Origin of the sequence: Thauera sp. SDU_THAU2, from assembly GCF_038260575.1 — a bacterium.
In the GTDB taxonomy this organism is placed as follows: Bacteria; Pseudomonadota; Gammaproteobacteria; order Burkholderiales; family Rhodocyclaceae; genus Thauera.
The window spans coordinates 2,412,853-2,437,928 of sequence record NZ_JBBWUN010000003.1 but is presented as its reverse complement, the minus strand read 5'-3'; the positions used below and the strand labels follow the sequence as shown (position 1 = coordinate 2,437,928).

The 25,076-nt window shown below is 67.4% G+C and carries 23 protein-coding genes and 2 pseudogenes; 16 read left to right on the top strand and 9 right to left on the bottom strand.

Translation table 11 applies throughout. The features are described from left to right. Positions 1–57: 57 nt before the first annotated feature. The 6 genes from era (at position 58) to uvrC (ending at position 6,051) form a co-directional block, all read left to right on the top strand. Positions 58–912: a GTPase Era gene (era, locus tag AAFL97_RS12815; RefSeq protein ID WP_341647158.1), complete on the top strand. Its 855-nt coding sequence runs from the start codon at positions 58–60 to the stop codon at positions 910–912. 16 nt (positions 913–928) lie between these two features. Then, the gene (gene recO / locus AAFL97_RS12810; RefSeq protein ID WP_341645249.1) at positions 929–1,696 is read left to right on the top strand and encodes a DNA repair protein RecO; all 768 of its coding nucleotides are present in this window, start codon (positions 929–931) and stop codon (positions 1,694–1,696) included. Further along, complete coding sequence (locus AAFL97_RS12805; RefSeq protein WP_341645248.1) at positions 1,696–2,448, top strand: pyridoxine 5'-phosphate synthase; 753 nt, start codon at positions 1,696–1,698, stop codon at positions 2,446–2,448. Before recO ends, AAFL97_RS12805 begins: the two co-directional genes overlap by 1 nt. Before the next feature lie 14 nt (positions 2,449–2,462). Next, positions 2,463–2,858: a holo-ACP synthase gene (gene acpS, locus AAFL97_RS12800; protein ID WP_341645247.1), complete on the top strand. Its 396-nt coding sequence runs from the start codon at positions 2,463–2,465 to the stop codon at positions 2,856–2,858. Positions 2,859–3,029: 171 nt separating this feature from the next. Continuing rightward, positions 3,030–4,142: a beta-N-acetylhexosaminidase gene (nagZ, locus tag AAFL97_RS12795; RefSeq protein ID WP_341645246.1), complete on the top strand. Its 1,113-nt coding sequence runs from the start codon at positions 3,030–3,032 to the stop codon at positions 4,140–4,142. A gap of 88 nt (positions 4,143–4,230) precedes the next feature. Further along, positions 4,231–6,051, top strand: a complete 1,821-nt coding sequence (gene uvrC / locus AAFL97_RS12790) for an excinuclease ABC subunit UvrC (protein WP_341647157.1) — start codon at positions 4,231–4,233, stop codon at positions 6,049–6,051. Positions 6,052–6,062: 11 nt separating this feature from the next. Here uvrC and AAFL97_RS12785 read toward each other — a convergent pair whose 3' ends face one another. Then, complete coding sequence (locus AAFL97_RS12785) at positions 6,063–6,500, bottom strand: GatB/YqeY domain-containing protein (RefSeq protein WP_341645245.1); 438 nt, start codon at positions 6,498–6,500, stop codon at positions 6,063–6,065. Positions 6,501–6,629: 129 nt separating this feature from the next. On the opposite strand from AAFL97_RS12785, the gene AAFL97_RS12780 reads away from it, so the two are divergent. Continuing rightward, the gene (locus AAFL97_RS12780; protein WP_341645244.1) at positions 6,630–7,547 is read left to right on the top strand and encodes a YihY/virulence factor BrkB family protein; all 918 of its coding nucleotides are present in this window, start codon (positions 6,630–6,632) and stop codon (positions 7,545–7,547) included. Between the two features lie 29 nt (positions 7,548–7,576). Here the strand turns inward: AAFL97_RS12780 and AAFL97_RS12775 are convergent, their stop codons facing one another. Further along, positions 7,577–9,019, bottom strand: a complete 1,443-nt coding sequence (locus tag AAFL97_RS12775) for a putative nucleotidyltransferase substrate binding domain-containing protein (protein ID WP_341645243.1) — start codon at positions 9,017–9,019, stop codon at positions 7,577–7,579. Positions 9,020–9,078: 59 nt separating this feature from the next. Continuing rightward, a complete protein-coding gene (gene cobA / locus AAFL97_RS12770) occupies positions 9,079–9,990 on the bottom strand; it encodes a uroporphyrinogen-III C-methyltransferase (RefSeq protein ID WP_341645242.1) in 912 nt (303 codons plus the stop codon). A 224-nt stretch (positions 9,991–10,214) separates the two neighbouring features. Between cobA and AAFL97_RS12765 the strand changes: the two are divergent. The 9 genes and pseudogenes from AAFL97_RS12765 to ahbB (AAFL97_RS12725) all read left to right on the top strand — a co-directional run bounded on the left by AAFL97_RS12765 (position 10,215) and on the right by ahbB (AAFL97_RS12725) (position 17,821). After that, positions 10,215–11,898 (top strand): annotated as a pseudogene (locus tag AAFL97_RS12765) (cytochrome D1 domain-containing protein). Positions 11,899–12,005: 107 nt separating this feature from the next. After that, positions 12,006–12,569, top strand: a complete 564-nt coding sequence (locus AAFL97_RS12760; RefSeq protein WP_341647156.1) for a NapC/NirT family cytochrome c — start codon at positions 12,006–12,008, stop codon at positions 12,567–12,569. Between the two features lie 71 nt (positions 12,570–12,640). Then, positions 12,641–13,494: pseudogene (locus AAFL97_RS12755) on the top strand (ethylbenzene dehydrogenase-related protein); the annotation flags it as partial. Between the two features lie 125 nt (positions 13,495–13,619). Next, positions 13,620–13,952, top strand: a complete 333-nt coding sequence (locus AAFL97_RS12750) for a cupredoxin domain-containing protein (protein ID WP_341645241.1) — start codon at positions 13,620–13,622, stop codon at positions 13,950–13,952. Between the two features lie 105 nt (positions 13,953–14,057). Next, positions 14,058–14,444 (top strand): c-type cytochrome, encoded by a 387-nt coding sequence (locus AAFL97_RS12745; RefSeq protein ID WP_341645240.1) that lies wholly within the window; start codon positions 14,058–14,060, stop codon positions 14,442–14,444. A 45-nt stretch (positions 14,445–14,489) separates the two neighbouring features. Further along, a complete protein-coding gene (locus tag AAFL97_RS12740; RefSeq protein WP_341645239.1) occupies positions 14,490–15,716 on the top strand; it encodes a cytochrome D1 domain-containing protein in 1,227 nt (408 codons plus the stop codon). After that, a complete protein-coding gene (gene ahbB / locus AAFL97_RS12735; RefSeq protein ID WP_341645238.1) occupies positions 15,716–16,747 on the top strand; it encodes a siroheme decarboxylase subunit beta in 1,032 nt (343 codons plus the stop codon). The genes AAFL97_RS12740 and ahbB (AAFL97_RS12735) overlap by 1 nt, the downstream gene beginning before the upstream one ends. Then, positions 16,740–17,255 (top strand): Lrp/AsnC family transcriptional regulator, encoded by a 516-nt coding sequence (locus AAFL97_RS12730; protein WP_341645237.1) that lies wholly within the window; start codon positions 16,740–16,742, stop codon positions 17,253–17,255. Before ahbB (AAFL97_RS12735) ends, AAFL97_RS12730 begins: the two co-directional genes overlap by 8 nt. A 44-nt stretch (positions 17,256–17,299) precedes the next feature. Further along, positions 17,300–17,821, top strand: a complete 522-nt coding sequence (gene ahbB, locus AAFL97_RS12725) for a siroheme decarboxylase subunit beta (protein ID WP_263462363.1) — start codon at positions 17,300–17,302, stop codon at positions 17,819–17,821. A gap of 46 nt (positions 17,822–17,867) precedes the next feature. Here the strand turns inward: ahbB (AAFL97_RS12725) and AAFL97_RS12720 are convergent, their stop codons facing one another. The 6 genes from AAFL97_RS12720 to AAFL97_RS12695 form a co-directional block, all read right to left on the bottom strand. Next, complete coding sequence (locus AAFL97_RS12720; protein ID WP_341645236.1) at positions 17,868–18,764, bottom strand: DUF364 domain-containing protein; 897 nt, start codon at positions 18,762–18,764, stop codon at positions 17,868–17,870. Between the two features lie 24 nt (positions 18,765–18,788). After that, the gene (locus AAFL97_RS12715) at positions 18,789–19,823 is read right to left on the bottom strand and encodes a class I SAM-dependent methyltransferase (RefSeq protein ID WP_341645235.1); all 1,035 of its coding nucleotides are present in this window, start codon (positions 19,821–19,823) and stop codon (positions 18,789–18,791) included. Between the two features lie 38 nt (positions 19,824–19,861). Next, positions 19,862–20,932, bottom strand: coding sequence for an ABC transporter substrate-binding protein (locus AAFL97_RS12710; protein ID WP_341645234.1), 1,071 nt, complete (start codon positions 20,930–20,932; stop codon positions 19,862–19,864). A gap of 80 nt (positions 20,933–21,012) precedes the next feature. Beyond that, the gene (locus tag AAFL97_RS12705) at positions 21,013–23,169 is read right to left on the bottom strand and encodes a TonB-dependent receptor (protein WP_341645233.1); all 2,157 of its coding nucleotides are present in this window, start codon (positions 23,167–23,169) and stop codon (positions 21,013–21,015) included. 15 nt (positions 23,170–23,184) lie between these two features. Further along, entirely contained in the window at positions 23,185–23,976 is a 792-nt protein-coding gene (locus tag AAFL97_RS12700) for an ABC transporter ATP-binding protein (protein WP_341645232.1), read from the bottom strand. Further along, a complete protein-coding gene (locus AAFL97_RS12695; RefSeq protein ID WP_341645231.1) occupies positions 23,973–25,019 on the bottom strand; it encodes a FecCD family ABC transporter permease in 1,047 nt (348 codons plus the stop codon). The genes AAFL97_RS12700 and AAFL97_RS12695 overlap by 4 nt, the downstream gene beginning before the upstream one ends. Between the last annotated feature and the right edge of the window lie 57 nt (positions 25,020–25,076).

Below are 25,076 nucleotides of genomic sequence, written 5' to 3'. Positions count from 1 at the left end.
AGGCCGACAAGAGGAAGGGCAACAGGCGGGGGCGGTTTCCGCACCGGCTTCGTCGCCATCGTCGGCCGCCCCAACGTCGGCAAATCGACCCTGCTCAATCGCCTGATCGGGCAGAAGATCAGCATCGTCTCCAGCAAGGCGCAGACTACCCGTCACCGCGTCACCGGCATCCTCACCGAAGCCGATGCGCAGTTCGTCTTCGTCGACACGCCCGGTTTCCAGACCCATCACCGCAATGCGTTGAACCGCTCGATGAACCGCACCGTGTCGCAGGTGCTGGCCGACGTCGACTTGGTGTTCTTCGTCATCGAGGCCGGCCGCTGCAGCGACGACGACCGCAAGGTGCTGTCGGTGATTCCCGGGGAATCCAAGGTGATCCTGGTCATCAACAAGGTCGACCAGTTGAAGGACAAGGCCCGTCTGTTGCCCTTCATCGACGAAGTACGCCAGTTGCGCGACTTCACCGAGATCGTGCCGCTGTCGGCGGAGAAGGGCCGCAACGTAGCCGAGCTGATCAAGGCCGCCACGCCGCTGCTGCCGACTGGTGCGCCGATGTACGAGGAAGACGAGATCACCGACCGCAGCGAGCGCTTCCTCGCCTCCGAATTCCTCCGCGAAAAGCTCTTCCGCCTGCTCGGCGACGAGCTGCCTTACGGCATCGCCGTCGAGATCGAGAAGTTCGAGGTCGAAGGCCGGCTGCGCCGCATCCATGCGGCGGTGATCGTCGACAAGCCGGGTCACAAGGCGATGGTGATCGGCCGCGGCGGCGAAAGGCTCAAGCGCATCTCGTCCGAAGCCCGTGTCGAGCTTGAGAAGCTGTTCGACGGCAAGGTCTTCCTCGAAGTCTGGGTCAAGGTCAAGAGTGGCTGGGCCGACGACGAGCGTGCGCTGAAGAGCCTCGGCTACGAGTAGCCGGTAGCGTTCGCTGATGGCAGCCCCCAAGCAGCGTGTCGAGCAGCAGACGGCCTGGGTGCTGCACACCTATCCCTGGCGCGAGACCAGCCTGATCGTCGAGGTGTTTTCGCGCGACCACGGCCGCGTCGCGCTGGTCGCCAAGGGGGCGCGGCGGCCGCATTCGCAGCTGCGCGGCGTGCTGATGGCTTTCCAGCCGCTGCTGATGGACTGGTCGGGCGGCGGCGAGGTCAAGACCCTGGTGCGCGCCGAATGGCAGGGCGGACAGCCGCTGCTGAGCGGCCGGGCGCTGATCTGCGGTTATTACCTCAATGAACTGCTGGTGCGCCTGACCGCGCGTGAAGATCCCCATCCGCGCCTGTTCGCCGCCTACGCCGAAGCGGTGCGCGCACTCGGCCGCGGCGAGCCGGAACCGCCCATCCTGCGCCGCTTCGAGCTCGCGCTGCTGCAGGACCTCGGCTACGAGGCCGGCCTGGAGCACGAGGCCGACAGCGGCGAGGCGGTGCGGCCCGAGGGGCGCTACTTTTATATAATCGAACGCGGCCCGGTCCGGCTGGAAGCCCTCGAAGAGGAAATCCGCGACAGCGGCGGCGAAGGCGCTGCTGCGCTGGGCGAGCAGCCGCTGCTGTCCGGCCGGACCCTGCTCGACATGGCCGTCGACGACTTCTCCCGTGCAGAGACGCTGGCCCAGTCCAAGCAGTTGCTGCGCATGCTGATCAACCACACCCTGGGCGGCCAGCCCTTGCAGTCGCGCCGGGTGCTGAAGGAATTGCAGGAGCTTTGATGATCGAACTCGGCGTCAACATCGACCACGTCGCCACGCTGCGCCAGGCGCGCCGCACCTGGGAACCCGATCCGGTATGGGCGGGCGTCGAAGCCCACCTCGGCGGCGCGGACGGCATCACCATCCACCTGCGCGAAGACCGCCGCCACATCAACGACGACGACGTGCGCCGGCTGCGCGAGCTGACCCAGGTCAAGCTCAACCTGGAAATGGCGGCGACCGACGAGATGGTCGGCATCGCCTGCCGCACGAAACCGGAAATGGCGATGCTGGTGCCCGAAGGCCGCCACGAAGTGACTACCGAAGGCGGGCTGGACATCGTCGCCCAGGAAGCACGGCTGAAGGACGTCATCGCCCGCCTGGCCGACGCCGGCATCGTCACCAGCGTGTTCATCGACGCCGAGATCGGGCAGATCGAAGCCGCCGAACGCATCGGTGCGCGCGTCTGCGAAATCCACACCGGCCCTTATGCCCATGCCTTCCATGCCGCCGGCCGCGATGCCGAATCGCCGGCAGTGCTGGCCGAACTCGCCAAGGTCCGCGAGGCTGGTGAAGCGGTGCGCCGGCTCGGAATGCGCTTCAACGCCGGCCATGCGCTCAACTACTACAACGTCGGCCCGATCGCCCGCCTGCACGGCATCCGCGAACTGCACATCGGCCACGCCATCGTCAGCCGCTCGGTCTTCGTCGGCCTGCGCCAGGCCGTGGCCGAAATGAAGCGGCTGATGCGCGAAGCCGCGCAGGCGGCCTGAACGGGCAGGGCGGCGTGATCCACGGCATCGGTACCGACATCGCGCACGTGCAGCGCGTGCGCGACGCGCTCGAACGCCATGGCGATCGCTTCGCGCTGCGCATCCTCGCCGCCTCCGAAGTCGAGGCCTGGCGCGCCCACCGCGACCCCGCGCGCTTCCTCGCCAAGCGCTTCGCCGCCAAGGAGGCTTTCGGCAAGGCGCTCGGCACCGGCGTCGCCGTGCCCGCCACGCTGCACGCGGTTGCGGTCGGCCACGATGCACTCGGCAAGCCCGGCTACCGCTACGACGAACGCCTCGCCGCCCACATGCGCGACAAGGGCTTGCGTGCGCACCTGAGCATCAGTGACGAAGGTGATACGGTGGTGGCTTTCGCGGTGATCGAAAAACTGGCGGACGTGCATCCCGGCTGAGGCTGCCACCCTAGCCACACCCGGGAGCGATATGCGGCGATTGGCGCTCTCATCGCATATCGTGCGGTGAATGGATGGCGCGGTCCCTGAGCTGAACCGCAACGACACGTCCGCCCCCTGATGAGGCTTTTCGCTATGATTTTCCCCGTTTCGCTTCCCCGCGGCCCGGTCATGATCGACGTCGCCGGCACCGCGCTGACCGACGAAGAACGCGAGCGCCTGCTCGATCCGCTGGTCGGCGGGGTGATCCTGTTCGCGCGCAACTACACCGGCTCGGAGCAGTTGCGTGCGCTGACCGCCGACATCCGTGCGCTGCGCGATCCGGCGCTGATCATCGCGGTCGATCACGAAGGCGGCCGGGTGCAGCGCTTTCGCTCGGATGGCTTCACCCGTCTGCCGTCGATGCGTTGCCTCGGTGCCTCGTGGGAGCAGGATCACGCTGCCGCGCTCGATGCTGCGCGAGCCGCCGGTTTCGTGCTGGCGGCCGAGTTGCGTGCCCACGGCGTCGATCTCAGCTTCGCGCCGGTGCTCGATCTCGACTACGGTACCTGTCGTGCCATCGGCAACCGCGCCTTCCACCGAGATCCGCAGGTGGTCGCCGCGCTGGCGCAGGCGGTGGTCGCCGGCATGGCACAGGCCGGCATGGGGGCGGTCGGCAAGCACTTTCCCGGCCATGGCTTCGTCGAGGCCGATTCGCACCACGAGGTGCCGGTGGATGCGCGCGACTTCGACACGCTCTGGAACGAAGACATCGCCCCTTACCGCCACCGCCTCGGCCGCCAGCTCGCCGGGGTGATGCCTGCCCACGTCATCTACCCGAATGCCGATCCCAGCGCCGAGCCGCAGCCGGCGGGTTTTTCGCCGTTCTGGCTCAAGGACGTGCTGCGCACGCGGCTCGGCTTTCAGGGCGTGGTCTTCAGCGACGACCTGAACATGGAAGGCGCCCGCGTCGCCGGCGACATCGTCGGTCGTGCCAAGGCCGCCTACGAAGCCGGCTGCGACATGCTGCTCGTCTGCAACCGGCCCGACCTCGCCGCCGAGCTGCTCGACCGCTGGGCACCGCTGCCCGATGCGGAAAATCTCGCCCGGCTGGCGGCGATCGTGCCCGCCACCGCGTGTCCCGCCTGGCTGGCCGATCCTTTCGCGCTCGAACTGCATCCCGCCTATGTCCAGGCGCGGCAGGCCGTGGCGGCGATTCCGGACGATGTCGCCGGCGCCGTACCGGCGATGACTGCCGCCACCATCGGCGAGCAGCGCACCGAAATCCTGCGCAAGCAGGGTTAATATTTCGCCAGACCCGTCTTCGAGCCTTCTGCATGGATCAACCTCATCCCGCAGTTTCGTATCCTGACTGCCGTACAGCATGGATGAAATGACCGAGCCGACGCCCATCTCTCCCACCTTCGACGCCAAGAGCTTTCTGCGTACCCTCACCGAGGAGCCGGGCGTCTATCGCATGATCGGCGCGGACGACAAGGTGCTCTACGTCGGCAAGGCCAAGAACCTCAAGCGCCGCGTCTCCAGCTACTTCCAGAAGACGCTCTCCAGCCCGCGCATCGCGATGATGGTCGCGCAGATCCAGCGCGTCGACGTCACCGCCACGCGCTCCGAGGCCGAAGCGCTGCTGCTGGAGAACAACCTCATCAAGAGCCTGGCGCCGCGCTACAACATCCTGTTCCGCGACGACAAGACCTATCCCTACATCGAACTCTCCGCCGACGAATTCCCGCGCCTCGCCTACCACCGCGGGGCGCTCGCCCGGCGGGCGCGCTACTTCGGGCCTTTCCCCAATGCCTGGGCGGTGCGCGAAAGCATCCATCTGCTGCAGAAGACTTTCCAGCTGCGCACCTGCGAGGACAGCGTCTTCGCCAATCGCTCGCGGCCCTGTCTGCTGCACCAGATCAAGCGCTGTACCGCGCCCTGTGTCGGCCTGATCGACGCCGAAGCCTATGCGGCCGACGTCAGGCTCGCCACCCGTTTCCTCGACGGCCAGACCAGCGAAGTCATCGACGATCTCACGTCGCGCATGCACGCAGCGTCCGAGCGCCTGGCTTTCGAGGAAGCCGCCGCCTGCCGCGACCAGATCCGCATGCTGCAGGCGGTGCTGCACAAGCAGTTCGTCGACAGCCGCAAGGACGAGGACGTCGACATCCTCGCCGCGGTCGAGGAGGACGGCCTCACCTGTGTGAATATCGCCATGGTGCGCGGTGGCCGCCATCTCGGCGATCGGCCGCAGTTTCCCAGCGGCGGCGCGTCGTCGGGCGCGGCCGACTGCCTGCTGGCTTTCGTCGAGCAGCACTACGGCCTGCACCCGATCCCGGCCCGCATCCTGGTCAACCTGCGGCCGGAACCGGTGCGCGAGGCGATGGCCGAGATCACCGATCGCCCGCCCGGCGTGGTGGTGCCGCGCTTCGCCGCGGAAAAGGCCTGGATGGAGATGGCCGAGAAGAATGCCCGGCTGGCGATCCAGGCGCGTGCGCGCGACGCCGGCCGCATCGAGCAGCGCCTCGAAGCCCTGCGGGTCGCGCTCGGCATCGACGAAGCACCGCAGCGCATCGAGTGCTTCGACATCAGCCACACCATGGGCGAAGCCACGGTGGCCTCATGCGTGGTGTGCGAGGCCGGCGCGATGAAGCGGGCCGAATACCGCCGCTACAACATCAGCGGCATCACGCCCGGCGACGACTACGCGGCGATGCGCCAGGCGCTGGAGAAGCGCTACGGCAAGGTCGCGGCGGGAGAAGGTATCTGTCCCGACCTGATCCTGATCGACGGCGGCAAGGGCCAGGTCAGCGCCGCGCGCGAAACCCTGGCCGACATCGGCCTGGAGTCGGTGGCGATGGTCGGTGTGGCGAAAGGCGAGGGCCGCAAGGCCGGCCTGGAGACGCTGATCTTCCCCGACGGCCGCGAAGGCCTTGCGCTAGGCGGCGAATCGGCGGCCTTGCACCTGATCGTCGAGATCCGTGACGAGGCCCACCGCTTCGCCATCACCGGCCACCGCGCGGCGCGCGGCAAGGCGCGCATCGGCTCGAAACTGGAAGACATCCCCGGCGTCGGCCCCTCGCGCCGCCGTAACCTGCTCGCCGCTTTCGGCGGCCTGGACGGCGTGCGCGATGCCACGGTGGAAGACCTGTGCCGCGTGGATGGCGTCAGCCGCAAGCTCGCCGAGCAGATCCACGCGGCATTGCACTGACCAGGGGGCGCTCAGCCCAGCGCTTCCTTCACCCAGGCGTTGGCCTGCTTGGCGTCGAAGCCGGTGCCGAACTTCGCTTTCAGCGCACCCATCACCACACCCATCTGCTTGGGCGAGCGCTCGGCGAGGCCGGCGACGGTGTCGGCGATGAAAGCCTTCACTTCTTCCTCGCTCGCCATCGGTGGCAGGTAGGCGGTCAGGATGGCGGATTCCTGCTCGAGCACTGCGCGGCGGTCGGCGTCCTGGATCACGCCGAGTGCTTCCTGGTTGTTCTTCAGGAACTTGCGGATGGTTTGCTGCACCTCGTCGTCGGTGCTTTCGCGGTTGCCCGCGTTCTTGCCGACCATCTCGGCCTCGCCGATCAGGGTGCTCAGCAGGGTGGCGCGGACCTTGTCGGCGGCTTTGCGCGCAAGCAGGGAATCTTTCTTCAGTTGGGCCAGCAGGCTCATCGGGGGCTCCGGTTGCGGTGAGTGTTCGATGCGCGGGAGTTTACCGCAGTCGATGTGCGGCCAAGGCTTGCTTCCACCCGCTTCGATGCGCTAAATGGTCCTCATGCTCAACTTGATGGAACCTCCCCGATGAAGGCTTGGGTGCAGTATTGGGTCGATGTGGCGAAGACCACGGTGCGCGTGTGGCTGGATGCGCAGGTGTTCGTGCATGCGGCGGCGCTGGCGTTCTTCACCGTGTTCTCGGTGGCGCCGGTGATGATCGTGGCGGTGAGCATCGTCGGCTTGGTGCTGGGGGAACGCGCGGCGCAGGGCGAGATCGTGCAGCAGCTTCAGGCGGCCATCGGCGTCGAGGCGGCGACCGCAGTGCAGACCGCGGTGGAGAACAGCCGCATCCAGCACAGCGGCCTGCTGCCGACCATCGCCGGCTTTGGTGCGATGATCTTCGGCGCGACGACGGTGTTCGCCCAGATGCAGGGCGCGCTGAACGCGATTTGGAGCGTGGCGCCGAGGCCCACGCGCAGCGGCATCGTCAATTACGTGAAGACACGCCTGCTGTCGTTGACCGTGGTGCTGGCGATCGGCTTCGTGCTGCTGGTGTCGCTGGCGCTGAGCGTGGCGATGCGGACGGTGGTGGCCTTTGCGCAGGACTGGCTGCCGGTGCCCGGCTTCGTGCTGCTGGGGGTGGACTGGGCGGTGTCGCTCGTCGTCATCACCTTGCTGTTCGGCGCCATCTTCCGCGTGCTGCCGGACGTGGTGCTGGGCTGGCGCGACGTCTGGCTGGGGGCGCTGGTGACTGCGCTGCTGTTCGTGCTGGGGCGATCGCTGATCGCGCTGTACCTGTCGACGACCGCCACGGCGTCGTCCTACGGCGCGGCGGGTTCGCTGGTGCTGCTGCTGATGTGGGTGAATTACTCGTCGCTGATCCTGCTGTTCGGCGCCGCCTTCACCCGGGCGACGGTCGAGGCGAGCGGGCGTAGCATCGTGCCGCGGGCGACGGCGGTGTGCGTGGTCCGCAGCCCGGTGCAGGATGCCGACCCGGTGGTGTGAAGGGGCGCCGCCGGGCGGCGGCGCCAGGCTCAGTTGCGCAGCAGGTGCAGGCGGAAGTGGTGCCTGATGAAGTCCTGGAACTTCGCCACCTGTTCGAGCGCCAGCCGTAGTTCGCCCTGCTGCATGGTGTTGAGGCTTTCCAGCGTGACGTAGTTGCTGGGTTCGGCGCCGGCACGCAGGGCATCGACCTGGCCGCGCAGGCGCGCCGTCACCAGGAAGTCGAAGCTCGCGACCAGATTGCGGGCATCCTGCGGATTGATCACGTTGGCTTCGACCAGCATCTCGATGCGGTCGTGGGTGCTGCCGTCGAGCTTGCGTGCCTGCATCGCCAGCGCCTTGACGCCGTCGGTGATGGCGAAGATGCCGGCCTTCTTGACGTCGAGCTTGCCGCGGTGGGGGCCGTCCTTTTCCAGCCTGAGCTTGCCGAACCAGCCCAGCGGCGGCCGGAAGTTGGTCATGTTCTGCGCCATGCGCATCAGGAAGCCCTGGTCGGCGCCCAGCATCGCGAAAGCGTGTTCCCTGAGCGAATGAACCAGGTCGTCGCGGCCGTACAGCGCGCGCAGGTCCATGAACATGCTGCCGGTCATGACGTTTTCCGGTTTCGGCGTCGTCAGCCAGCGATTGAGTTCGGTCTTCCAGCCGGACAGGCTGCGCCGCCACTCCGGATTGCGCGCCATGATGCCGCCCTTGCAGGGGGGCACGCCGATCGAGATCAGGGCGTCGATGAGGTCGTGCGAGAAGGCTTCCAGGCGGGCGACCTCGGCGGGCGGCAGGGCGTCGTCATGGATGATGGCGTTGTCCTGGTCGGTGGTCAGCGTCTGTTCGCCGCGCCCTTCGCTGCCCATGACGACGAAGGCGAAGCCGTCGGTGAGATCGGCGTACTTGTCTGCGCGCAGCAGTCCGATCAGGCGGATCAGGACCTGGTCGTTGAGATGGGCGATCAGCTTGACCATGTCGCGGATCGGCACGCCGGTACCGGACAGGTGCAGCACCAGGTCCTGGATGCGGGTGTGCAGCGCGCGCAGGTCGTCGACCGAAGCGGCTTTCTCGATGTCGAGTACGAGCTGGTGCGGCGAGTGCGACTGCAGCCGCAGGATGTCGGTGTCGGTGATGATGCCGGCCAGCGCGCCCTGTTCATCGACCACCACCAGGCGGTGGATCTTCAGCCGCGACATGCGGTACAGCGCCTCGTACAGCATGTCGTCCTCGCCGATCGTGGCCAGCGGCGAGTGCATGATGTCGCCCACCGCCAGTTCGGCCGGCGAGCACCCGAGGGCGACGACCTTGTTGCGCAGGTCGCGGTCGGTGAAGATGCCCAGCGGCAAGCCGTCGCCGAGCACCACCATGCTCGAGATGTTGCGCTCGCGCATCACTGCGACGGCTGACACCAGGCTGTCGCCCGCGCTGCAGGTCATGACCTGGCGCTGGCAGAAATCTCTTACGGGGCGGAAAAACTGGTTTTCTTCGGCCATGGGCGATGTCCGCGGGTCAGGGTCATGAAACGCGGATTATACCCATGGCCGCAGTGCAGTCATTGCATTGCAGCAAGGCTTTGCCCGGCCAGGGTACAGGCGGACTGGAGCGCGGCCTGGCCGATGGCGACGACATCGCCGACGATGATCAGCGCGGGTGGGCGCAGGCCGGCTTCGACGACGGCTGCCGGCAGCTTGCCGAGCGTGCTGTAGACGCTACGCTGTTCGGGGGTCGTGGCGCCGTGGATGACGGCTGCGGGGGTGCCGGCCGGCAGGCCGTGGAAGACCAGTTCGCGGCAGATGATGTCCAGTGCACCCAGGCCCATGTAGATGACCACGGTCTGGTTCGGCCGCGCGAGCGCTTCCCAGTCGAGATCGACGGTGTCGTCCTTCAGGTGCCCGGTGGCGAAAACCAGGGTCTGTGCATGTTCGCGATGGGTCAGCGGGATGCCGGTGGCGGCGCCCGCGCCGGCTGCGGCGGTGATGCCGGGGACGACTTCGCACTGCAGCCCGGCGGCTTGTACCGCCTGCATTTCCTCACCGCCGCGGCCGAAGATGAAGGGGTCGCCGCCCTTGAGCCGCACCACGCGCAAGCCCTCGCTTGCCAGTTCGACCAGCAGACGGTTGATCTCGTGCTGGGGCAGGGCGTGGTTGCCGGCTTCCTTGCCGGCATAGACGCGCCGCGCCGTCGGTGGAATCAGCTTGAGCACGGCCGGACTGACGAGATGGTCGTAGACCACCGCTTCGGCGGATTCGATCAGGCGCGCGGCCTTCAGCGTCAGCAGCTCCGGGTCGCCCGGGCCCGCGCCCACCAGGTGGACACAGCCGCGCAGGGCGGCATCGTGCTCGTCTTCCAGTTGCGGTGCCAGCGCACCGGGCCGGCCTGATGCCTCGTAGCCGCCCGGCTGGCGGGCGGATGCGGCCTGAACGGATTGAGGGGTGGCCGCGGGGGCAAGAGTGGCTGCGTGCATGGACGACTCCGTCTTGTACAGGGGATCGAAAGCCGCGTGTACGCGCGGCCTCAATATTCCATTTTGCTTATTCGCTCAACGGTTTGGCGTTGCTGAACGTGTGACGGCACTTTATCCGTACAAGCCGTAGGGAAAATTAACTCAAATCAAGGATCGGAGAGCACGTGCGATTCGATACTGGCGCCGCAGTGTTACTTCGACGTCCCGTGCTTAAGGAGAGGGCAATGCACAACAAGAGCTGGATTGGAAAAACCCTGGCGCTGGCGGTTCTGCCGATGGCGCTGGGAAGCGCATGGGCGCAGACAGCGCCGCAAATGACTCCGGAGGAAATGGAGCAGGCGAAACAGATGCTACTTCGAACGCTGTGCCGGCTGCCATGGCGTGCTGCGCAAGGGCGCCACTGGCAAGAACCTGGAGCCGCACTGGAGCAAGACTCTGGATGACGGCACCAAGATGGAAGGCGGCACGCTGAAGCTGGGCACCGACCGTCTGGAAAAGATCATCGCCTACGGTACCGAAGGCGGCATGGTCAACTACGACGACATTCTGACGCCGGAAGAAATCAACCTGATGGCGCGCTACATCCAGAACGAGCCGCCGATTCCGCCCGAGTTCTCGCTCAAGGACATGAAGGATAGCTGGAAGCTCATCGTTCCGGTCGATCAGCGTCCGAAGAAGCAGATGAACAAGATCAACCTGAACAACGTGTTCGCGATCACCCTGCGTGACGCGGGCAAGCTGGCTCTGGTCGATGGCGACACCCACAAGATCTGGAAGATCCTCGACACCGGCTACGCGGTGCATATCTCGCGCCTGTCGGCTTCGGGCCGCTATGTGTATACCGTCGGCCGCGACGGCCTGACCACCATCATCGACATGTGGTACGAAGAGCCCACCACCGTCGCCACGGTGCGCCTGGGTTCGGACGCCCGCTCGGTCGATACCTCGAAGTTCAAGGGCTACGAAGACAAGTACCTGATCGGCGGTACCTACTGGCCGCCCCAGTACTCGATCATGGACGGCGAGACGCTCGAACCGATCAAGGTCGTCTCGACCCGCGGCCAGACGGTGGATGGCGACTACCACCCCGAGCCGCGCGTGGCCTCCATCGTCGCTTCGCTGCAGAAGCCCGAGTGGGTGGTCAACGTCAAGGAAACCGGCATGATCCTGCTGGTCGACTACAGCGACATCAAGAACCTGAAGACGACGACCATCGAGTCCGCCAAGTTCCTGCATGACGGCGGCTGGGATGCTTCGGGCCGCTACTTCATGGTGGCAGCCAACGCCTCGAACAAGGTTGCGGCCGTCGATACCCATACCGGCAAGCTGGCCGCGCTGGTCGACACCGCGAAGATTCCTCACCCGGGTCGCGGCGCCAACTTCGTCCATCCGCAGTTTGGCCCCGTGTGGTCGACCGGCCACCTCGGCGACGAAGTCGTCTCGCTGATCTCGACGCCGTCCGCGGATGCCAAGTTCGCCAAGTACAAGGAGCACAACTGGAAGGTCGTGCAGGAACTGAAGATGCCGGGCGCGGGCAACCTGTTCGTCAAGACGCATCCGAAGTCCAAGCACTTCTGGGCCGATGCGCCGATGAACCCCGAGCGTGAGATCGCCGAGTCGGTGTATGTGTTCGACATGAACGACCTGACCAAGCAGCCGGTGCAGCTCAACGTCGCCAAGGATTCCGGCCTGCCGGAAAGCAAGGCGATCCGCCGCGCGGTGCAGCCCGAGTACAACCAGGCGGGCGACGAAGTGTGGATCTCGCTGTGGGGCGGCAAGACCGACCAGTCGGCAATCGTCATCTACGACGACAAGACCTTGAAGGTGAAGCAGGTCATCACCGACCCCGAGGTCGTCACGCCGACCGGCAAGTTCAACGTCTACAACACGATGCACGACGTTTATTGATCGCCTAGCCGATCATTGACCCGAACCCCCGCGCCTCGGCGCGGGGGCGCAAGGGGAGTCCCATGACAGATCGAGACAGCTCCAAACAACAAGATTCCGGCGGCCTGATGGCCCGCCTGCGCCGGCCTTCCACGAAGTATTCGCTGGGTGGCCTTTTGTCTGTCGGCATTCTGCTCGGCGTGCTGCTCTGGGGCGGCTTCAACACCGTGCTGGAAGCCACCAACACCGAGACCTTCTGCATCTCGTGCCACGAGATGGAGGAGAACGTCTACCAGGAATACAAAGAGACCATCCACTACAACAACCGCACCGGTGTGCGTGCGACCTGTCCGGACTGCCACGTGCCCAAGGACTGGACGCACAAGATGATCCGCAAGGTCCAGGCCTCGCGGGAAGTATGGGGCAAGCTCACCGGCAGCATTTCCACGCCCGAGAAGTTCGAAGCCAAGCGCCTGACGCTGGCGCGCAGCGAATGGGCGCGGATGAAGGCTTCGGACTCGCGCGAATGCCGCAACTGCCATGGCTTCGAGAGCATGGATTCCGAGAAGCAGAAGCAACGCGCCCGCAAGCAGCACGAGATGGCCATCGAAGACAACATGACCTGCATCGACTGCCACAAGGGCATTGCCCACCACAAGCCCGAGGGCATGACCGACGAAGACGAGGAATGATCCGGCAAGCGCCTGCACTGTGCAGGCGCCCCCGGTTTTCTTTCCGACCCATCCACAGTGAGGAAACGAACATGAAGAAGACGATGATCGCAGCCGCTGTCGGCACCGTTCTCGCCCTTGGCACCGGATCGGCACTGGCCGCGGCGCCCGACTGGGGCAAGGTCGAGGCCAAGGACATCACGCTGTTCTATCCCGGCGTGTCGCCGCTGGAATGGATCCAGAAGGCAGTGCGCACGGCGGTGCGCGTGCGCTGCGAAAAGGCGAGACCTGTGCCGACTGCCACCACGAAGAAACCGCCGACATGGGCAAGAAGATCGCCAGCGGCCAGAAGATCGAACCCAGCCCGATCGCCGGCAAGGCCGCCTTCATCCCGGTGAAGGTGCAGGCCGCGCACGACGCCGACAACCTCTACCTGCGCTTCTCCTGGAAGCAGCCCGCGGCTTCGGGCGCAGCCAAGATGGACGACAAGAACCCGGTCAAGATCGCGTTCATGCTCGAAGCCGGCCAGGTCGAACTCGCCGACCAGAGCGGTTGCTGGGCGACCTGCCACACCGACTCGCGCACCATGCCGGACGCGGCCGACACCAAGACCAAGTACGTCAAGGACGCATCGCTGGCCGGCGGCAAATTCTATGACCTCTACCAGTGGCGCAGCGGCGAGAACAAGGGCTTCGACGGCCACGTCGCCGACACCCGCGTGATGGAAGGCGGTGGCGCGCTGGTCAGCGCCGAAGGCAAGCAGGACGGCGACACCTGGACCGTGGTGTTCACCCGCAAGCTGGCGGCCGGCGGACAGGGCGACATCGCGCTCGAAGCGGGCAAGACCTACAACTTCGGCTTCGCCATCCACGACGACAGCGCAGCCGGCCGCTTCCACCACGTTTCGCTGGGCTACAAGCTCGGCATCGACGCCAAGGCCGACATCACTTGCCGCCAAGCAGTAAGACGGGACGGCAGCGTGCGGCGTCGATGCCGCACGCATGGCGAGAGGACGGGAATCCGTGCATGCGCATGGATTCCCGTCATGCGTTTTCCGGACGGGAGAGAAGCATGAAGACGAAGTGGATGACCCGGCAGCTGCGCGCGGGCATGCTGGCGGGCCTCATGATTGCGGGCGGAGCATGGGCGGCCGAGCACGAGGTGCGCATCGTCCAGTACGCCTACACACCGGCCGAACTGACGATCAAGGCCGGCGACACCGTGACCTGGATCAACGACGAGAAGCGCGTCAGCCACTCGGTGCTGTTCAGGGGGAGCGGAGAGGAGTCCGAGCGCTTCTTCCCCGGCGAGCGCTGGTCGCGCAAGTTCGAGCAGGCCGGACGCTACGAATACACCTGCGGGCCGCATCCGGAAATGAAGGGCCTCATCGTCGTCGAACCCTGATTTCCGCATGCGAAGACCGCGGCAGCTTCAGGGTTGATGCGAGTCAAGGTATCGCCGCGCCGCCGGAGCCATCCTTCACGCACTGCCCCGCCAACGGAATGCGTGATGAGAATCCCACCACTGTTTGCCCATGTCGCCGTCTTCATCGGTGCCGCGCTGGTCGCTGCGTTCGCCTCGGCATCGGCGCAGGAAGCACGGCCTGCCGTGACCACCCCCGAGACCCAGCGCGCGCGCGAACTGATCCACATCGTGCGCCAGGACTGTGGCTCCTGTCATGGCTTGACCCTGGCAGGCGGCCTCGGCCCCGCGCTGACGCCCGACGTGCTGGCCGACAAGCCTTTCGAGGGCCTGGTCGCCACCGTCTTCAGCGGCCGGCCGGGCACGCCGATGCCGCCGTTCCGCAGCATCGTCAGCGAGGCCGAGGCCGAATGGATCGTCGACCAGCTGATGCGCGGCTTCCCGCCCGATCAAGGCCTGCCGCCGGTCCGCTGAGCCCGCAGCCAAGCCCAGCACTCAACTCGCAACCGGAGTCTTCCGATGTCTTCGCAAAGCACGGTACGTCTCGCACCGCCCCTCCTGTGGGCGGTGATCCTGCCGGCGATCGTCTGGCTGTTGTCCGCCTGCTCCACGGTTTCACCCGACGCCACGTCGGGCACCGCGCTGCGCGGCACCGGTGACCTGGGCGTGGTCATCGAGCGCGCCGACGGCCGGGTCAAGATCGTCGAGACGAGCGGCCGCTCGGTGCTCGCCACGGTCGAAGGCCTGGGCGACCTGTCGCACGCTTCGGTGGTGTTCTCGCGCGATGCACGCCATGCCTTCGTGTTCGGCCGCGACGGCGGACTGACCAAGGTCGACCTGCTGCAGGCGAAGATCGTTGGCCGCGTGCTGCAGGCCGGCAACTCGATCGGCGGTTCGATCTCGCACGACGGCCGTTTGATCGTTGCGCAGAACTACGCGCCGGGCGGCGTCAAGGCCTTCGACGCCGACACCCTCGAACTGCTCGCCGAAGTGCCGGCGATCACCGAAGGCGGCCTGCGCTCCAAGGTCGTCGGCCTGGCCGACCTGCCGGGCAGGCGCTTCATCTATTCGCTGTTCGAGGCGGGCGAGATCTGGATCACCGATTTCTCCGATCCGAAGAACCCGCAGACGCAGCGCTTCGCCGGCGGCAATCAGCCCTACGACGCGCTGGTGACGCCCAACGGCCGCCACTACATCGCCGGCCTGTTCGGCGAGGACGGCCTGGCGATGCTCGACCTGTGGAACCCTGAGCAGGGCAGCCGCAAGATCCTCGCCGGCTACGGCAGGGGCGAGGAGCCGCTGCCGGTGTTCAAGATGCCCCACCTGCGCGGCTGGTCGGTAGCGGGCGGCAAGGCTTACCTGCCGGCCATCGGCCGCCACGAGGTGCTGGTGGTCGATACCGAGACCTGGCAGGAAGTGGCCCGCGTGCCGGTCCGCAGCCAGCCGGTGTTCGTCATGGCGCGTCCCGACGGCCGCGAGATCTGGGTGAATTTCGCCTTCCCGGACAACGGCTGGGTGCAGGTCATCGATACCGTCAGCGGCAAGGTGACGCACACGCTGCAGCCGGGGCGCGGCATCCTGCACATGGAGTTCCTGTCCAAGGGGCACGAAGTCTGGCTGTCGGCACGCGACGACAACAAGGTCGTCATCTACGACACCGCCACCAAGCAGCAGATCGGCGGTTTCGATTCCGCCAGCCCGAGCGGCATCTTCTTCACCACGCGCGCCGCAAGGACGGGCTTCTGATGCCGCGCGCCATTACCCTGCCAGGCGCGGTCGACGCGACCGCCTTCCGCCTGCTCAACGAATGGCAGCGCGGCTTCCCGTGCGAGCCGCAGCCCTTCGCCCGCATCGGCGAAACCGTCGGCCTGGACGAAACCGAGGTGATCGCCGCCTACCGCCGCCTGATCGACGAAGGCGTGGTGAGCCGCGTCGGTGCCGTGTTCGCACCGCGCCGGCTGGGCGCCAGCGCGCTGGCTGCGCTGGCCGCGCCGCCCGGGCGGCTCGAAGAAATTGCCGCCCGCGTCAGCCGCGAAGCGGCGATCAACCACAACTACCAGCGCGAACACCACTACAACCTGTGGTTCGTCGTCACCGCCGCATCGGAGCAGCAACTGCACGAAGTGGTCGCAGGCATCGAGCGCGACACCGGCTGCAGCGTCATCGTGCTGCCGCTGGAAGAGGAATACCACATCGACCTCGGCTTCGATCTCGGCGCCGAAGGGCAGCGGCGGGTGGCCTGCCATTCCGCCGGTTCGGCGCCGCCGGCCGCGGCCCGTACGCTGTCCGACATCGAGCGCCGGCTCGCCACCGTGCTGCAGGCCGGGCTGCCCTTGGCTCCGCGTCCTTATGCCGTGCTGGCCGAGCAGGCCGGGATCGCCGAGCACATGGCGATCGAACTGATCGAAGGCTGGCTCGCCGACGGCCTGATCCGCCGCCTGGGTGTGGTGGTGCGCCACCATGAGCTCGGTCTGGGCGCCAACGCGATGTGCGTGTGGGACATCCCGGACGAGCAGGTCAGCGAACTGGGCCGCCGCCTGGCGCGCGAGCCGGCGGTGACGCTGTGCTACCGCCGCCGCCGGGTGCTGCCGGGCTGGCCCTACAACCTGTTCTGCATGATCCACGGCCACGCCCGCGACGAAGTGCTCGCCGCCCGCGACGACATCGCCGCCCGCCTGGGCCTGGATGCGGCGCCGCACGACGTGCTGTTCAGTTGCCGCCGCTTCAAGCAGACCGGTGCGCGCTACCTGCCCGAAAAGGAAGCCGCCCATGTCTGAACAGGCCGATGCCGTTTCTCCGGGTGCCGCCAGAGGCCGCCGCGGCGTCGCTGCCGCGCGCGAGCCCGATGCGCTCGACCGGCGCCTGATCAACGCGCTGCAGGGCGGATTTCCGCTGAGCGCGACGCCTTTTGCCGAGGTCGCCGCCACGTTGGGGATGGATGAAGCCGAAGTCATCGCCCGCATCCGTTCGATGCTGGACGACCGTGTGCTGACCCGCTTCGGGCCGATGTTCCAGATCGAGCGCATGGGCGGCGCTTTCTGTCTGGCGGCGATGGCGGTGCCGGAGGCGAAATGGGGCACGGTGGTCGAGGCGGTCAACGCCTTTGCCGAAGTCGCGCACAACTACCGGCGCGAACACCGCCTGAACATGTGGTTCGTGCTTGCCACCGAACGGCCGGAGGGTATTGCCGATGTGGCCCGGCGCATCGAAGCCGCCACCGGCCTGCCGGTGCGCCTGTTCCCGAAGGAACGCGAATACTTCGTCGAGATGAAGCTGGAGGCCTGATGACGATGCCCAAGCGTAGGCCCAAAGCTGCTGCCGCCATTGCCATGCCAGCCGCTGATCCAGTGCCGGATGCGGCGTCGCTGGACGAACTAGACCGCCGCATCGTCCTCGCCACCCAGGACGGCCTGCCGCTGGTGGCGCGCCCCTACGCGGCGCTGGCCGAGCAGATCGGCTGCGACGAGGCAGCGCTGCGCGAGCACCTGGCGCGCATGCTGGAAAGCGGCCGCATCCGCCGCATCGGCGTGGTGCCCAACCATTACGCCATCGGCTACACCGCCAATGGCATGAGCGTATGGAACATCGACGACGCCGTCATCGACGCCGTAGGCGAGCGGGTCGGCGCGCTCGAGTTCGTCACCCACTGCTACCGCCGTCCGCGCCATCTGCCGGACTGGCCCTACAACCTGTTCGCGATGGTGCACGCCGCTTCGCGCGATGCGGCGCTGGTTCGCGTGGCCGAGATCGTCGCTTTGCTGGAGCGGGAATTCCGCGGCGCCTGCAAGGGGCGTGACGTACTGTTCTCGGCGGGAATCCTCAAGAAGACCGGGCTGCGGATCGGCGTGTGAGCGGCATGCCGGGCATGCACCAGTCAATGGAGACTGGTAGTGAAGCTCAGGCAGGCTGCCGCGCAGAACCTGACAAACGCAGCGTGACGCGCTCCACCGTCTTGCCGAACAGGTGGTAGCCCGATCCGCCTTCGGCCAGCAGTTCGAGCAGTTCGTCCGCCTTGCGCACACGCGTGCCGCCGAGCACGGTGACGCCGCGGCGGGCGAAAGGCTCGGCGATCAGCGTCGCGGTCGGGCCGATCACCGCTGCCTCCGCGCCCGGCCGCAACAGGCGCAGCAGGCCGTCGAGCGTGTCGTTGATCAGCGTCGTGCCGGTGGTGATGAAGACGTCCGCCTGCGGCACGACTTCCGGCGCGCGCTCGCCCGGCACGTAGAACGGCATTTCCTCGGGCTTGAGCGTTTCCGGTGACAGCTCCAGCACGTTGAAGGGCTGGCCGCGGCGGCGCAGCTCGCGCATGTAGGGCGGGAAGGCGCCCACCAGGGCGACGCGTCGGCCGGGTGGAATCACCAGCGCATCGAAGGCGTCGCCTTCGCGCACTTCCGCGCTGGCCGGCCCGCCGTCGCGCAGCCATAGCGTTTCGGCCAGTGCATTGAGCGTGGCGATGGCAAGCGCGCGGCGCAGATCCTGCGGCCGGTAAAGGTCTTCCAGCACCTGAACGGCCGATCGCCCTGCGATCTTGCCTGGCGTTGGCATGGCCTTGGCCGAACTCGGGCAGCACACCGCTTCGGGGACGCGTTTTATCGGCGTCGCGCACAGGCCGCCCGCAGCGTTCGACAGCTTCACGCCGGTGAAGAAGATGCCGAGCACGGCACGTTCGATGATCAGGCCGCGGGCGTCGTCGCCGAGGCGTTCGAGCACCGTGGCGTGCAGGTCGGCGAGCAAGGTGTCAGGCCGCTCGTTCCGAACGGGTGCCGGCGTGGAGGCGAGTGATGTGTCGTTCATGGCTTGCTTTCCTCCAGTTTCGCTTCAATGCCCGTTCGGGCTGCGGGCGAAATGCAGCTTGGTGACGCCGTAGTCGCTTTCCAGGTCGGCGCGCTCGGCGCCGACCAGCCCGGCGCCTTCCAGGCGGGCGCAGAAACCTTCGACGTGGCACAGCGGATGGCTGTCGGTCAGCACTGCCTTGTCGAGGTCGCGCAGGCCGCCGGGCGCGGTTTCGCAGGCTTCGAGGCAGAACCAGTGGGCGAGCACCAGTTCGCCGCCGGGCGCAAGCAGGCTGGCTAGTATGGCCAGGGCGTCGCTCATCGCGCGCCGGATCGGGTAGAGCGCGTGGAACACCACGACCTGGTCGAACTGGCCGGCCGGCGGGTCGAGCGGCGAGCCCGGCACGACGCGGCAGCGGTCGCCGATGGGGAAGGCGGCCAGCGTCCGGTGCGCACGCTCCAGCGCGGCGGGGGCGATGACGGCGGTGATCCCGGCATCCGGGAAATGCCGGGCCAAGGCTGCGGTGAGCAGGCCGTCGCCGCCGTCGAAGCACAGCAGCCGGTCCGGCGGCGTGTCGCCGCGCCGTGCCGCCAGATGGGCGGCGAGGCGGCAGGCCTCGCCGAGGAAGGGGTGCCGCGCCGGCGGTGGCGGCAGCAATGCTGTGGCGGGCGACCAGGTGTCGGACAGAAAGCGGGCAAGGCCGGACCAGCCGTTGGCGGGGGCGAACAGGTCGTCGAGCGTCCCGGCCTGGCACCAGGGACTGCTGCTGCACAGCACCTCCTTCATGTCCGATGCCAGGGCGTAGCGCTGTTCGTTGCGTGCCAGCAGGCCGAGATCTTCCAGCGCCTGCAGGAAGCCGCCCAGGTGCGCGCCGCGCAATCCGGTTGCGGCCGCGATGGTCGATTTCTCCGCCGGCCCGTGCTGCGCCAGCCAGTCGAACAGGCCGCTGGCGAAGCCTGCGCGCAGCACCTGGAAGGACTTGAAGCCATCGACGATGCGGCGGATCGTGATGGCGGTGGGTGGCATCGCCGGGTGGGCGAGGTCGATGCCAGCGGTGGTGGTGTGTTCGTCGATGTCCATGTCCGATCTCCTGTTCGATGGATGGATTGTCGGTGGCGTCAGCGGCTGCCGCCGCTGAGGACCCAGTGGATGTCCTCGTCGGAAATCTCGTACTGGAAGAAACGGCGGTAGAAGCTGCGCATTTCGTTTTCGAGCTCGGCCCGTTCGAAGCGCCCGGGGTGGAGCAGGCTTGCCGCCCACAGCACGGTGAGCGGCTGCTCGATGGTTCGCTGTCCCCAGGCATGGGCGCCGATCGGCGTGGCGTGGACCCTGCCGTGCCTGACGGCGCCGAGCCGGGCAAAGCGTTCGTCGCGGTGGATGGCTGCCACCTGCTCCGGCGAGTTGACGAGAAGCACGTCCGGGTCCCACAGCAGAAGCTGTTCATGGGTGTAATGGACCGTGCCTTCGCCGCCCAGTCCGGCAGTGACGCTCACGCCGCCCGCCTGCTCGATCCACCAGTTGGCGATGATCAAGGGGGTGGCCATGGTGTTCGGGCTGAAATAAAGCACCTTGGGCCGGTCGGCCTGCGCGATGCCGGCCAGGGTCTGGCGGATGCGGCCCATGGTGTCGTCGAAGTAGCGCAGGTATTCCTCGCTCTGCGGCCGGCGGTCGAGCGCGCAGCCCAGCAGCCGCATGCTCTTTTCGATGTCGGCGGCGTCGCGCCATTCGATGAACAGGACCGGGATGCGTGCCGCTTCGAGCGCCCGTGCCCTGAGGAGATCCATCGTGATGACCAGGTCGGGCGCGAGGCCGAGCAGGGTTTCGAGGTTGACCTCGCCGCTGGCCTGCCCCTGCAGCAGCGGGCGGGCGGCGAGATGGGGCGCGATCGCCGTCTGCAAGCGCCAGCGGTCGGACTGGGTGAAGCGCGGCGGCAGGCCGTTCACGATCCTGTCGCCGGCGCCGAGCGCGAACAGGTAGCCATTGATGACCGGCACCGAACCGACGGTGGCGATGCGCTCCACGCGGGCGGGCAGGGCGACGCTGCGCCCCGCCATGTCGGTGACGGTGCGCGTTTGCCCCGCATCGGCGCTGCAGTCCGGTGGCATTTCCGCCCAGGCCGCGCCGATACCGGCGCTCCATGCGCATGCCGCCAGCAGCGTGCGCAGGCGCGCTTTCCAGCCAGTGTTCATGTCCGCGTCTCCCGGCACCGGCGGTAGCTGCGGATATCCGCATGCCGCCGCCGGGCCTGTCGTCGCCGCAAGGCGGTGGTTCAGAAGTTGTAGATCAGCGTCGCATGGGCATTGCGTCCCGGGTAGGCGTAGGCGTCTTCCGGAACGCGGCCGAGGTAGGAGTAGGTCTTGTCGAAGAGGTTGTTGATGTCCAGCTTCAGGTCGACGCTGCGGGACGGCCCGCCCTCCCACAGGCGCTTGCGCATGCTCAGGTTGGCGACGGTGAACTTGCCGAAGCCGACCAGCGGGCCGTCGCCGACATTGGCGCGGCCGCCGTATTGCTCGCCGTAGTAGTTGAAGTTGAGGTTGCCGGAGAATTTCGACGCCGGGTGGCTGAAGCGGAAACCGTAGCTGACCGTGGTGTCCGGCATCCGCGTGATCGGCCACCACTTGCCCAGCAGGCCCGGGCCGCCGTCGTCGATGACTTCCTTCTTGCGCGTCATGTGGATGGCGTTGATGTATGGATGCAGTTCAAATCCGCCCATCCCCGGAAGCTCGCGCATCGCCATGCTGGCCTGGACTTCGATGCCTTCCTGGATGCGCCTGTCCACATTCATCATCACCCGGCCCTGGACGCCTGAACCGTCGGCGCGGACGCCGGGGTAGATATAGACGTTGTCCTTGACCTCGTAATAGAAGTAGGTGGCCGACAGCCGCCAGTCCTCGCGTGCGATGTCGAAGCCGACTTCGACGGCGTCGGTGAATTCGGGCTTCAGCCTCGGGTCGCCGGGGGCGCCGTAGTCTTCGTAGAAGCTGCTGGCAAAGAGCTGCCGGCCGGATGGCGCACGCCAGCCCTGGGTGTAGTTGGCCCTGAGCTTGAGCCAGTCGGACGGCAGGTAGCTGATGCCGAGCGTCGGCGACACGTGGTCGAAGCTGCGGCTGGTGGGCAGCTGGCTGCGGTCGGTGATGCCCCGGCTGGTGAAATAGGGTACGCGGTCGTAGTGCTCGTCGCCCACCGACTGATCCTTGGCCCGTGCGTGCTCGTAGCGCAGGCCGCCGGACAGGTTCAGGCGCCCGTCGTCGAGCTTGAGCGTGCCCACCAGGAAGGCGCCCCACAGCGTGGTCGTACTGGTCGGATGCATCGGGAAGCCCAGGCCCGCCCATTGCGGATCGCGCCCGCCGCGCTGCAGGAAGGCGCCGCGGGCGGTGGATGAGTTCTCGATTTCGTACTTGATGTAATCGACGCCGCCGGTGATGTCGAAGCGCTCGGTCGTGTAGCTGATGCTGCCCTGGGCGCGCTTCGAACGCGCTTCCTGCCCCTTGGGATAGCGCGAGTCGGCCTGGTAGGTCTCGTACAGATCCTTGCCCCAGCCGATGTTGCCCCGCCACGACAGGCGCCCGTCCTCGCTGGCGCCTTCGTAGTTCAGGTGCAGCAGCTGGGTTTCGCGGTCGGTGTAGCTGTTGCTGCGGATTTCTCCTTCCTCGTCGACGTAGGATGGCCGGTGCGCCTTGTCCACCGCATAGTGGTAGCCGTCGATGCCGATGCGGTGCCGCTCGTTGAAGGTATAGCCCAGATTGAAGCTTGCGCGCTCGGTGCCGTCGGTGCGGGTGTTATGCACCCGCTTGCCGTCGCCGTCGCGGTAGTCGCGGCGCACGGTTCCGTACTCGTAGCCGAAGGCATAGTCGAAGCCATCGGACTGGCCGCCGACATCCACGCCGGCGCGCGATGCATCATGGCTGCCGTAGCCCAGCCGTGCGGAACCGCTGATCCGGTCGGGGCCGCCGCGCCGGGTCACGACGTTGATGATGCCGCCGGGCGAACCCGTGGAATACTTGAACATGTCCGGGCCGCGCAGGATCTCGACCCGTTCCACGTTGTGCAGCGAGATCTGCCGGGTGTTGGCCACGCCGGAACGCCGGCCGTCGATGAGGATGAGCAGCTTGCCGTTGGCCTCGGTCATCAGGTGTTCGGTCTGGAAGCCGCGCAGCAGCGTGGTGTTCTCGCCGTGGTCGGTCGGCGTGGCCTCGACCGTGAAGCCCTGTTCGATCAGAAGCTCGCTGAGGTTCTCGGCCGACGAATGCTCGATGGTCTGCTTGCCGATCACGAAGCCGCTGGTGGATTTCTCGCGCTCCTGCTCGGAAAAGACGCCGGAATCGACCACCACCGTCGGCAGCACCGGGGTGTTGCCGGCCTGGGCGAATGCCAGCGTGGGCAGCAACAGCAGGGCTGAAGCCGCGGGTATGCGACAGGACATCATGTTCTCCCTCTCGTTTCACGCATTGAAAACCGGGTCCGGACGGGCCGGCCTGAAAGCGATGCCGCGGCCGTCGGCGCCGCGCAGCAGCTCCACCTGCACGCCGTACAGCGCATGGATCGCCGCCGGCGTCAGCACCGCGGCGGCGGCACCGTCGGCGGCGATGCGGCCCGAATTCAGCAGGGCGACGCGCTGGCAGCCGGTGAGCGGCTGGTTGGGGTCGTGGGTCGTCATCAGCACGCCGTAGCCTTGCGCGGCGAGGCTTTCCAGGCGGTCGAGCAGGCGCACCTGGTTGCCGTAGTCGAGGCCGGCCAGCGGCTCGTCCATCACCAGCAGGCGAGCGTCCTGCGCCAGTGCGCGCGTGATCAGCGTCAGTTGCCGTTCGCCGCCGGAAATCTCGGTGTAGGCCCGGCCGGCGAGATGGGCGATGCCCATGTTGTCGAGCAGGCGGTGCACGCGGTCCACGTCGGCCGCAGCCGGTGCGCGGAAAATGCCGTTCGCCGGCAATCGCCCCATCAGCGCGACCTGCAGCACGGTGTAGGGGAAAGGGGCGACATGCACCTGCGGCACGTAGGCGATGAGCCGGGCCAACTGCCGGCGGCCGTGGCCGGCCAGCGCCTTGCCGCCGAGCATGACCGAGCCGCGTGCGGCGCGCTGCAGCCCCAGCATGATCCTGAGCAGGGTGCTCTTGCCGGCGCCATTGCTGCCCAGCAGGCAGACCAGTTCGCCGGGCGCGAGCGCCAGGCTGGCGCCCGACAGCACCGGACGCCCCGGATAGGCGAAGCAGATGTCCCGTGCGGCCAGGATCATGTCCACCCCCGGCGCACGCGGCGGAGCACGAGCAGGAAGACCGGAATGCCGAGCAGTTCGGTGACGATGCCGATCGGCAGCTCGGTGGTGAACAGGTTGCGCGCCAGGCCGTCGGCGAACAGCAGGAAGGCCGCGCCCAGGCTTGCCGCCGCCGGCAGCAGCAAGGCATTGCCCGGCCCCACCAGCAGACGGGCGATGTGCGGCACGATGAGGCCGATCCAGCCGATCATGCCGGCGATCGACACCGTCAGCGCCGAGATCAGGGTCGCGGCCGCGATCGTCACCAGCCGCACCGCCGTCACCGGCACGCCGAGCGCCCGTGCTTCGTCGTCGCCCATCGCCAGCGCATCCAGCGCGCGCCCCATCAGGCACAGCAGGACGATGCCGGCGAGCATCGGCGCGGCGGCCCAGGCGATGTCGCCGGTGGTGGCCTGCCCCAGGCTTCCCATCAGCCAATAGACGATGGCCGGCAACTGGCTGTAGGGGTCGGCGACGTACTTCACCACCGTCAGCAAGGACGCGAACAGCGCGCCGCTGAGGATGCCGCCGAGGATCAGCATGATGATCGAGCCGCCGCCGAACAGGTGGGCGATGCCCACCGCGATGCCCACCGCGGCCAGCCCCAGGGCGAAGGCGCCTGCCTGCACCAGCAGCCAGTTGCCTTCCATCAGGATTCCGAGCGCGGCGCCCGCCGACGCGCCGGCCAGCACGCCGAGCAGGCCCGGCGACACCAGCGGATTGCGGAACAGCGCCTGGTAGGCGGCGCCGGAAACCGACAGCGAGGCGCCGACGAGGATCGCCGCCAGCACCCGCGGCAGGCGGATTTCGATGATCAGGTTGTGCAGCAGGGCGTAGCGTTCCGGCTCCATCGGCACGAGGCCGGCGGCGGCCAGGAGGAAATGGAGGGTTTCCCAGGCCGGCACCGGATAGCGGCCGATCGACAGTGCCGTCAGGGTCGCGGCCAGCGCCAGCAGGGGCGCGGCCAGCCAGCGCAGATGCACGTGCGGCAGTGCCGGGACCGGCGGGGAGCTCACTTCGATCATGGCCTGCTGCCGTGATCCGATGCCACGGCCTCGCAGAGGCCAGCGTCCCACGGGCGG